This window comes from Candidatus Eisenbacteria bacterium, from assembly GCA_035712145.1.
GTDB lineage: Bacteria > Eisenbacteria > RBG-16-71-46 > RBG-16-71-46 > RBG-16-71-46 > DASTBI01.
The window spans coordinates 26,319-35,796 of record DASTBI010000118.1; the positions used below are offsets into that span (position 1 = coordinate 26,319).

The following is a 9,478-nucleotide window of genomic DNA, read 5'->3' on the forward strand; positions in this document are numbered from 1 at the left end:
GCTCGGTGCTAGGTTCCTCGCCGAGCCATGTCCGACGCGCTGTTCTGGCACCGCCTGCAATTCGCCTTCACGATCGTCTACCACTATCTCTTCCCTCAGCTCACCATGGGCCTGGCGCTGCTCATCGTGGTGCTCAAGACGATCGCCGCGCGCACTCTGGATCCCGCATGGAACGACGCCGCGCGTTTCTGGATCCGCATCTTCGGCATCAACTTCGTGGTCGGGGTGGTCACCGGCCTGCCGATGGAGTTCCAGTTCGGCACCAACTGGGCCGAATTTTCGCGGATCGCCGGCAGAGTGGTGGGGCATGCCCTGGCGCTCGAAGGCATCTTTGCCTTCTTCCTCGAGTCGAGCTTCCTCGGTCTCCTGCTCTTCGCCGAGCGGCGGCTCGGACCGCGCCTCCATGATCTGGCCGCCTGGGCCCTGTTCGTCGGCACGTGGCTCTCGGGCTACTTCATCATCGTCACCAACGCGTTCATGCAGCACCCGGTCGGGCATGCGATCCTGCCCGACGGCACGCTCTCGCTGACCGACTTCTGGGCGTTTCTGCTCAACCCGTGGGCGATCGCGGCCTACGCGCACAACATGTGCGCGTCGGTGGTGACGGCTTCGTTCGTGATGTCCGCGGTCGGCGCCTGGTACGTGCTGCGCGCGATTCACGTCGAGCACGGACGGCGTTTCCTCACCGTGGGCGTGTGGTCCGGATTGATCGCCAGCCTGCTGGTCTTGTTTCCGACCGGCGATCACCAGGGCAAGCTGCTGGCCCGCCACCAGCCGGTGGCGCTCGCCGCGATGGAAGGCCGGTTCGAAAGCGGCCCCTACGCCGAGATCACCCTCATCGGCCAGCCCAACGTGCGTGCCCGCCGGCTGGACAATCCGATCCATGTGCCCGGCGCGCTCAGCTTCCTCTCGTTCGGGACCTTCCACGCCGAGGTGGCGGGGCTCGAGCAATTCCCCGAGATCGACTGGCCGGACAACATCGAGCTTCTCTACTACTCGTTCCACGTCATGGCAGGGCTCGGCACGCTGATGATCGCGCTGATGCTGGTGAGCGCGCTCGCGCTGTGGCGCCGCCAGCTCTTCCGGCGCCGCGCGCTTCTGTGGGCGCTGATGCTGGCCTTCCCCTTCCCCTACATCGCCACCACGGCGGGCTGGATGACGGCGGAGCTCGGCCGGCAGCCCTGGCTCGTGTACGGCATCCTGCGCACCGCCGAGGGCGCGAGCCCCAATGTCCATTCCGGCACGGTGCTGTTCACGCTCATCGGCTTCTGCGGGCTCTACTTCGTGCTCGGGCTCCTGTTCCTGTTCCTGGTCGGGCGCGAGATCACGCGCGGCCCCGAGGCGGTTCATGGTTGAGCTGTGGTTCGCGATCATCGCGCTGATGCTGACGCTCTACGTCGTGCTCGACGGCTACGACTTCGGCGCCGGCATCCTGCACCTCTTCGTCGCGCGAACAGACGCCGAGCGACGCCAGGTGCTCAACGCGATCGGGCCCTATTGGGACGGCAACGAAGTGTGGCTGATCGCCACCGGGACCACGCTGTTCGCGGTCTTCCCCCGCGTGCTGGCCTCGGGGCTCTCGGGCTTCTACTTCGCCATCTTCCTGCTGCTCTGGTGCCTGATCCTGCGCGGCGCGGCGATCGAATTCCGGAGCCACGTCGAAGAGCCCTTGTGGCGGAACCTCTGGGACGCCGTGTGGTGCGGGGCGAGCGCCTTGCTCGCGCTCTTCTTCGGTGCGGCGCTCGGCAACCTGATCCGCGGCCTGCCGCTCGACTCGCGCGGCTGGTTCGGGCTCGCGCTATTCACCGACTGGAGCGCCCGCCCTCCGGTCGGCATCCTCGACTGGTACACGGTGAGCGCCGGTGTCTTCGCCGTCGGTCACCTGGCGCTCCACGGCGCGAACTATCTCGCGCTCCGCACCGACGGCGAGGTGCAGGCGCGGAGCCGTCGAATCGCGGGGCCCTTGTTCATCGCGGTCGCGGTCGCCTGGCCGCTCGTGACCGTGGCCACCGTGGCCGTGTTCCCCGAGCTGCTGCCCGCCTTTCTCGCCCGGCCTTTCGCGTGGCTGGGATTCCTGCTGGCGCTCGGCGGAGCGATCGCCGTGATGGTCGGGCAACGGCGCGCCAAAGATCTCGTCGCCTTCATCGGCTCGACCAGCTGGATCGCCGGGCTCCTGGTGGCGACGGCGGCCTGCCTCTTTCCGATCATGCTGCGCGCGGTTCCCGACGCCGCGCACTCGATCACCGCGCACGCTGCAGCCAACGACGAGAGCGGACTCCGGATCGGCCTCACCTGGTGGCTGATCGGATTCCCGCTCGCGATCGCCTACCACGTCATCGTGCTCCGCATCCACCGCGGCAAGGTGCGCGCGACCGACCGGCCGAACTACTGAGCGCCGCGCCTCCTACACCTCGCCGCCGTCTGGTGTTAGATTCCGGATGCCAGTGCCTGTTCGTGGTGCGTGCCGCGAGGAGTCGATGATGGCCACCGAAGCCCAGACTCGTTGGACCAGCGCTTCCGCCGCGCCGGTGGCGCCTGGGCTCCCCGCCACCGGGACGGCTCCCGGCCGCGACCGCGGCGCAGGACTGGGAGCGCCGCTGGGCGCCAGCGAGCGCTCCGACGCATGGTGGGTGAAGCCCCTGGCGCAGGCCCTCGGCCTGGCGATCCTGCTCGGCTACGCCAACTGGGCCGCGTTCCTCGGCGCCGACCACTACCAGTACGTCGAGCAAGGCCGGCACTACCTGTCGCCCTTCTACTCCCCTTACATCCATCCGGAATGGCTGCCGAGCTTCATCTCGCCCGCGCTGCTCATCCTGATCTTTCCGCTCGGCTTCCGTGCCACCTGCTACTACTACCGCAAGGCCTATTACCGGGTGTTCTTCGCCGATCCCGTCGAGTGCGCGGTGGGGGAAGGCCGCAAGGGCTACTGCGGGGAGCTGAAGTTCCCGTTCATCCTGCAGAACCTGCACCGCTTCTTCCTCTACGCAGCGATCGTGTTCCTCTTCATCCTCTGGTACGACGTCTACAAGGCCTTCAGCATTCACGGCGGCTTCGCGATCGCCGGCGGCTCGCTGGCAATCCTCGCCAGCACCGGGCTCATCACGATGTACACCTTCTCGTGCCACTCACTGCGCCACATCGTGGGCGGCAAGCTCGACTGCTTCTCGTGCGCGGTGGCCGGCGGCCCTCGGCTCAAGACCTGGGGCGGCGTCACCAAGCTCAACGAGCACCACATGGCCTGGGCGTGGTGGAGCCTGCTCGCGGTGTGCTTCGGCGATCTCTACGTGCGGCTCTGCTCGATGGGCGTGATCCAGGACCCGCTCTTCTTCTCGATGGGCGGACGCTGACGCCATGGAACGCTACGAGGTTCACGAGCACGACGTGCTGGTGGTGGGCGCCGGAGGCGCCGGATTGCGCGCCGCCATCGAAGCGTCGGCGATGGGCTGCTCGGTCGGCCTGGTGACCAAGTCGCTGCTCGGCAAGGCGCACACGGTGATGGCCGAAGGCGGCGTGGCCGCGGCGCTCGCCCACGTCGACCCGCAGGACGGCTGGGAGACTCACTTCCGCGACACGATGAAGGGCGGGTCGTTCCTCAACCATTGGCGCATGGCGCAGCTCCACGCCCAGGAAGCGCCCGATCGCGTGCGCGAGCTCGAGCAGTGGGGAGCCTTGTTCGACCGCACCAAGGACGGACGCATCCTGCAGCGCGCCTTCGGCGGTCATACCTACAAGCGCCTGGCCCACGTCGGCGACCGCACCGGACTGGAGATGATCCGCACGCTCCAGGACCGTGGCGTTCACCAGGGCTTCGACGTCTACATGGAAGTCACGCTCACGCGGCTGCTCAAGGATGGCGATCGCATCGCCGGCGCCGTGGCCTATCGGCGCGACGATGGAGGCATCGTGGTGTTTCGCGCCAAGGCCGTCGTGCTGTGCACCGGCGGCGTGGGCAAAGCCTGGCGCATCACCTCGAACTCCTGGGAATACACGGCCGACGGACAGGCGCTCGCCTACGACGCCGGCGCCGAGCTCATCGACATGGAGTTCGTGCAGTTCCATCCCACCGGCATGGTGTGGCCGCCGGGCGTGATGGGATTGCTGGTCACCGAGGGCGTGCGGGGGGAAGGCGGCATCCTGAGGAACCGCCAGGGCGAGCGCTTCATGTGGAAGTACCTGCCCGAGGCGCGACGCCACGAATACGCCGCCGACGAGGACGAGGCGCGACGCTGGGTGGAAGCGGCGGTGGATGCCAAGCAAACCAACGATCGCCGCCCGCCCGAGCTGTCGACGCGTGACAATGTCTCGCGCGCGATCTACACCGAGGTGAAGGAAGGGCGCGGCTCGCCGCACGGCGGCGTGTTCCTCGACATCAGCTATCTGCCGGCCGACCGCGTGAAACGGAAGCTCCCATCGATGTACCACCAGTTCATGGAGCTGGCCGACGTCGACATCACCAGGACTCCGATGGAGGTGGGACCGACCACGCACTACATCATGGGCGGGATCCGGGTCGAGCCCGATACCGGCGCGGGCACGGTCGCAGGACTGTTCGCCGCAGGGGAATCCGCGGCGGGCATGCACGGCGCGAATCGACTGGGCGGCAACTCGCTCTCCGACCTGCTGGTGTTCGGCCGGCGCGCCGGCGCCGGCGCCGCGGCGTACGCGAAGGGCCTGGGCTCGACGCCGGCGGTCAACGAGGCCGAGATCGAGGCCGAAGTCGCCGATCTCCTGGCGCCGCTTTCGCGAGGCCAGGGCGAGTCGCCGTACGACGTGCACAAGGCGCTGCAGGAGTGCATGCAGACCCTGGTGGGGATCTATCGCTCCCAGGCCGACCTGGAAAAGGCGCTCGAGGAGCTGGAGAGACTGCGTGGCCGCGCGCGGGCCGTGCGCGTCGAGGGCTCGCGCGTCTACAACCCCGGCTGGCACCTGGCGCGCGACGTGCAGAACCTGGTCACCGCGTCGGAGGCCATCACGCGCGGCGCCCTGCTCCGCAAGGAGAGCCGCGGCGCCCACTCCCGACTCGACTTCCCCAACATGGATCCGCAGCTCGGCACCGTGAACATGTGCGCGGTCAAGACCGCGGGCGGCATGCGTGTGTCGCCCACACCGCTGCCGCAGATGCCGGCCGAGCTCAAGGCGCTGTTCGAGCCGGCGAAGGAGAAAGTCGGATGAGCCACGGAAACGGCGGCGGCGAAGCCACGTTCAAGGTCTTCCGCGGCGACGCGAGGAAGAACGAGGAGATCGAGTACAAGGTGCCGGTCGAGCCCGGCATGGTGGTGCTCGACGCCATCCACTGGATCCAGGCCAACAGGGCGCCCGATCTCGCGGTGCGCTGGAACTGCAAGGCCGCCAAGTGCGGCTCGTGCAGCGCCGAGGTGAACGGGAAGCCGGCGTTGATGTGCAAGTCGCGTCTCGATCATTTCCCGGCGGGCGAGCCGATCCGCGTGCGCCCGATGAAGACCTTCCCGATCGTCAAGGACCTGGTCACCGACGTGTCGTGGAACTTCGAGGTCAACAAGCGCATTCCCGCGTTCAAGCCCCGGGCGAACGCCGAGTGGAAGTGGCAGCAAAGCGACATCGACCGCGCGCAGGAGTTCCGCAAGTGCATCGAGTGCTTCCTGTGCCAGGACGTGTGTCATGTGCTGCGGAGCCACGAGCTCAAGCACCAGTTCGCGGGTCCGCGCTTCCTGGTGCGGATCGCCGCCCTCGAGATGCATCCGATCGACGGCGAGGACCGCCTGCCCTTCGTCAAGGATCAGGCGGGCATCGGCCTGTGCAACATCACCAAGTGCTGCAGCGAGGTGTGCCCCGAGAGCATCCACATCACCGACAATGCCATCATCCCGCTCAAGGAGCGGGTCGTGGACCGCTACTACGATCCGGTGGCGATGATCTGGCGCGCGATCACAGGGAAGAACGGTAAGAAGTAGATCCCCGGTCGCGCGAGCCCCGATGGCAACTTCTTACTCTCCCCGGGGCGAGTAAGAAACTACAGCGGACGCCTCAAGCCGCGGGGCGTTCGGCCTCGCCGACCACCTTCACCAGCGCCTCGAGGCAGTCCCCCGCCACACCCACATCGCGCTCGCGCTCCAGCACCGTCAGCGCCACGTCGCGGCTCATCGCCGGACGGTAGGGGCGCTCCGAGGTGAGCGCGTCGTAGATGTCGGCCACCGCCAGGATGCGGGCGCCGAGCGGCACCTGCGCACCTTTCAGGCCGCGGAAGTAACCCTTCCCGTCGAGCCGCTCGTGATGCGACGAGGCGACGTATGCGAGCGACTGGAATCCCCGAACGCGCTCGAGGATGCGTTGCGTGTAGTAGGGATGGAGCCGCACCATCTCCCACTCCTGAGCCGAGAGCGCGGCCGGCTTGTCGAGCACCGAGTTCGGGACCGAGAGCTTGCCGAGGTCGTGGAGCAGCGCCGCGCGACGGAGCTGGACCCGCTCGTCGTCCTCGAGGCCGAGCGTCTCGGCGACCTTCACCACCAGCTCGGTGACGCGGCGCGAATGATCCGCGGTGAAAGGCGACTTGGCGTCGACGACGGCCGCGAACGCCGAGGCGATGCGGTCGAGCGATCCAGGTCCCGCGAGCAGCACCGCATCCCCGGGCTCGACCGCGCGCACCGCTTCCTGCAGGCCGCGATCGTCGAGCGCCGCCCACTTGGTCAGCTCCGGCTCGAGCGCGATCGCGGCTTCGACCAGCGTCGGGTCGAACCACGAACCGCGGCGGGTCTTGGCCACCGCCACCGCGGTCGCGGGGTTCTCGAGCACCGAGAACACCTCGAGCGTCTGGGCGAGCCCCATGATGCGGGCGAGCACGGGGATCTCGCCGCCTCGGAGCCCGCGAGGCTCGCCACGGCCGTTCCAGTGCTCGTCGATCGACATCACCGCGTCGGCGACCGGGGGTCCGAAGCCGAGGTCCTTCACGATCTGCGAGCCGCGGCTGCAGCGCGCAGCGACCAGCTCACGCGTGGCTCGCTTGCCGGAGCCGGCCAGACGAGCCAGCAGTCGTGCCCGCTCGAGCCACGACGTGCCGGGAGCGACGTGCGCCAGCGCATACCGGGCGGCCTGGAGGTAGCGGCTCCAGTCCACGCGCTTGAGATCACGCTTGGCCATGCGGTCGTCGCCGCCAAACAGCTCATGGACCCTGGCGGCATTGCTCGAGCAGCCGACGTCCTTGAGGAGCAGCGCGTAATAGAGGTCGCGGCGGTCCTGAAGGGGCAGGCCGATCTTGCCGGCGAGCCCCATGCCGATCAGGCAGCTGCGCAGCGCGTGGCCGAAGGGCTGCCCCTCGGTGAGGTCGAGCGCGAAGGAGAGCGCGGCCAGCACTTCGGAGACCCCAACCGCTTCGGACGCGGCGTCCTTGACCAGCCGGAGGTCGGTGGGCGGAGTCCGGCTCTGTGGGCGTTTGCGGGTGGACACGGCCCAGTTTTCGGCCCGACTCCGCCTGGAATTGAGAGCTACGCGACGACCGCTTCAGCTGGTCGCGGGATCGGCCTCGAGCAGCCGGTAATGCTCGACGGACAGGCAGCGATCCATCACCACCGCGAGGCCTCCGGCCTCCGCGATCCGCCGCGCCTCCTCGCTCACCACGCCCACCTGCAGCCACAGCATGCGCGCTCCTTTCGCCACCGCCTGGCGCGCAACGTCGGGGGTGAACTCGGAGCGGCGGAACACGTCGACCAGGTCCACGCGTCCGGGGATGGCGGCGAGGCTCGGGTAGGTCCTGCGACCGAGCACTTCCGGATGAACAGGGTGCACGGGAATGACTTCGTAGCCCGCGGCGATCAGGTCGGCCATCACGTGGTGGCTCGGGCGCTCGGGCTTCCGGGACGCCCCGACCACGGCGATCACCGGCCGTGAGCGCAGGAAGGATCGCAGCTCGTCATCGGAGATGGTCTGGGCCATTTACCCCATCTTTCTCGTCGGCATCCTTGACGTTTTTTTCGAACGGCGCTGCTTCCAGATCTTCTCGCGCGGGTTCCGATGCTCATCGCGTCCTAGAGACACAAGGCCATTCGCGTCGCGTGGCCGCCTTGCATGGTCTTTGCAGAAGGGGCGCGCGTCACGTGAGAGCCCTGTCGAACCTACCCCCGGGAGATCGATCGATGAAGAGGGCGCTTTTGATCGCAGGCGGACTGATGCTCGTGTCGGCCCCGCTCCATGCTTATGTTTCGGGCGGCACGATGATGGGCCGCAATCTGAACCATCGGCATCAGCAATCCTCCACCCAGACCACCGCCACTGAGACCACCGACCCTGCCACCGACCCGCTCGCCACGGACCCCACCGTGGGGATGATCGACGTGCGCGAAGGCCGGGAGATCAGTGAATCCGAGCCGGGACACCCCGTACCCGAGCCCGGCACGATGGCGATCGGCTCCATGGGCCTCCTTGCCGCCGCGGCCTTCATGAAGAAGAGGCGCTCGAAGTCGGATTAGATCCCTCTCGGCTCCACGGACCAGGCGGTGAGGCTGTTCGCTCACCGCCTGAATTATTTTCCTCGGTATGACGAGGCGACTCTTTTCTAGAACCTGACGAATCCACCGTTCTGCACGCCCGCGCAATGACCGTTCGTTGTCATTGAGTCTACGCAAGATATGCCGCTCGTCAGCAAATGCAACATCGCGTAAACACCCGGTGGCGTCTGCGCGGACCTCATTCAATCTGGTTATTCGCCCTTTGGCTAACTAGACAAAGTCCGCCCGGACATGTTCAATGCCCCCCGCGCTCATGAAGAGCGCTTGTCCCCCCCGACTCAACGAAGGAGGTTCGAAAGATGAGCAGGACGCGGATGGCTGTTCTCGCGGCCGTAGCCGTGATGGCCTTCGCTGCGGCCCCCGCCATGGCGATGACGATCGGCGGAGAGGTGTTCGGTTCATTTGATACTCACGCAATGTCGGATTGGAAGGATGTCACTGACGACATCAACGCCCTCGGCGGCGAAATCGACGAGCCCACGAGCAGCTGGGGCGGCGGGCTCGGCCTCCGCATGTGGCCGAACTCCACCTGGATGATCGCCGCGACGTGGGAACCCATCTTCCTGACGCGTGAGGAAGAGGTCACCGGTGACGAGCTCAAGCTGGACGCGAATTCTTTCCAGGGTACGGTTGGGTACTTCTTCCCGACGACCGGCACCGCGAAGTACGGATTGGGCGCCGGCGTGGGTTATTACACGCTCAACGGCGAGTTTGGTGACGGCGGTCCTGAGCTGACCGGAAGCACGGTCGGCTTCCACTTCCTCGGTATGGGCGAGTGGACGGTGAGCCCCGGCTTCGCGATCACGGGATCGGCCGGATACCGCATCGCCAACATCGCGGACACGAAGGCGGACGACGTGAGCGCGGATCCTGAGTTCGAGACGGACTACTCGGGCTTCATGGTGCGCGCCGGCCTGGCCTTCTACATGCCAGGCGCTTCGGGACAGTAGCAGTCACAGGGACGCAACAGAGCCGGGCTCTTCGGAGCCCGGCTCTCTTTT

Annotated in this window: 9 protein-coding genes; 7 read left to right on the forward strand and 2 right to left on the reverse strand. The window is 67.3% G+C overall.

Annotation, left to right across the window (positions count from 1 at the left end; translation table 11 throughout):
• Positions 1 to 27 precede the first annotated feature (27 nt).
• From VFQ05_07470 to VFQ05_07490, 5 genes are all read left to right on the forward strand, one after another.
• Positions 28 to 1,356: a cytochrome ubiquinol oxidase subunit I gene (locus VFQ05_07470; protein ID HET9326593.1), complete on the forward strand. Its 1,329-nt coding sequence runs from the start codon at positions 28 to 30 to the stop codon at positions 1,354 to 1,356.
• The gene (gene cydB, locus VFQ05_07475) at positions 1,349 to 2,392 is read left to right on the forward strand and encodes a cytochrome d ubiquinol oxidase subunit II (protein ID HET9326594.1); all 1,044 of its coding nucleotides are present in this window, start codon (positions 1,349 to 1,351) and stop codon (positions 2,390 to 2,392) included. The genes VFQ05_07470 and cydB overlap by 8 nt, the downstream gene beginning before the upstream one ends.
• 88 nt (positions 2,393 to 2,480) lie before the next feature.
• A complete protein-coding gene (locus VFQ05_07480; GenBank protein HET9326595.1) occupies positions 2,481 to 3,347 on the forward strand; it encodes a succinate dehydrogenase in 867 nt (288 codons plus the stop codon).
• A 4-nt stretch (positions 3,348 to 3,351) separates the two neighbouring features.
• A complete protein-coding gene (locus VFQ05_07485) occupies positions 3,352 to 5,172 on the forward strand; it encodes a fumarate reductase/succinate dehydrogenase flavoprotein subunit (protein HET9326596.1) in 1,821 nt (606 codons plus the stop codon).
• Positions 5,169 to 5,930, forward strand: a complete 762-nt coding sequence (locus VFQ05_07490) for a succinate dehydrogenase/fumarate reductase iron-sulfur subunit (GenBank protein ID HET9326597.1) — start codon at positions 5,169 to 5,171, stop codon at positions 5,928 to 5,930. The genes VFQ05_07485 and VFQ05_07490 overlap by 4 nt, the downstream gene beginning before the upstream one ends.
• Positions 5,931 to 6,003: 73 nt before the next feature.
• On the opposite strand, the gene VFQ05_07495 is transcribed toward VFQ05_07490, so the two are convergent.
• Together VFQ05_07495 and VFQ05_07500 are read right to left on the reverse strand one after the other, a co-directional pair.
• On the reverse strand, positions 6,004 to 7,419 hold the full coding sequence (locus VFQ05_07495) for an HD domain-containing phosphohydrolase (GenBank protein HET9326598.1): 1,416 nt from the start codon (positions 7,417 to 7,419) through the stop codon (positions 6,004 to 6,006).
• Between the two features lie 54 nt (positions 7,420 to 7,473).
• A complete protein-coding gene (locus VFQ05_07500; protein HET9326599.1) occupies positions 7,474 to 7,905 on the reverse strand; it encodes a CoA-binding protein in 432 nt (143 codons plus the stop codon).
• Between the two features lie 200 nt (positions 7,906 to 8,105).
• Between VFQ05_07500 and VFQ05_07505 the strand changes: the two genes are divergently transcribed.
• On the forward strand, positions 8,106 to 8,438 hold the full coding sequence (locus VFQ05_07505; protein ID HET9326600.1) for a PEP-CTERM sorting domain-containing protein: 333 nt from the start codon (positions 8,106 to 8,108) through the stop codon (positions 8,436 to 8,438).
• A gap of 338 nt (positions 8,439 to 8,776) precedes the next feature.
• Positions 8,777 to 9,427 (forward strand): outer membrane beta-barrel protein, encoded by a 651-nt coding sequence (locus VFQ05_07510; GenBank protein HET9326601.1) that lies wholly within the window; start codon positions 8,777 to 8,779, stop codon positions 9,425 to 9,427.
• Positions 9,428 to 9,478 lie beyond the last annotated feature (51 nt).

Bases quoted from the DNA above. Each gene is read 5' to 3' on its own strand.
- VFQ05_07490 (HET9326597.1), top strand. From the start codon at position 5,169: ATGAGCCACGGAAACGGCGGCGGCGAAGCCACGTTCAAGGTCTTCCGC.
- VFQ05_07505 (HET9326600.1), top strand. From the start codon at position 8,106: ATGAAGAGGGCGCTTTTGATCGCAGGCGGACTGATGCTCGTGTCGGCC.
- VFQ05_07485 (HET9326596.1), top strand. From the start codon at position 3,352: ATGGAACGCTACGAGGTTCACGAGCACGACGTGCTGGTGGTGGGCGCC.
- VFQ05_07470 (HET9326593.1), top strand. From the start codon at position 28: ATGTCCGACGCGCTGTTCTGGCACCGCCTGCAATTCGCCTTCACGATC.
- VFQ05_07510 (HET9326601.1), top strand. From the start codon at position 8,777: ATGAGCAGGACGCGGATGGCTGTTCTCGCGGCCGTAGCCGTGATGGCC.
- VFQ05_07480 (HET9326595.1), top strand. From the start codon at position 2,481: ATGGCCACCGAAGCCCAGACTCGTTGGACCAGCGCTTCCGCCGCGCCG.
- cydB (HET9326594.1), top strand. From the start codon at position 1,349: ATGGTTGAGCTGTGGTTCGCGATCATCGCGCTGATGCTGACGCTCTAC.
- VFQ05_07500 (HET9326599.1), bottom strand. From the start codon at position 7,905: ATGGCCCAGACCATCTCCGATGACGAGCTGCGATCCTTCCTGCGCTCA.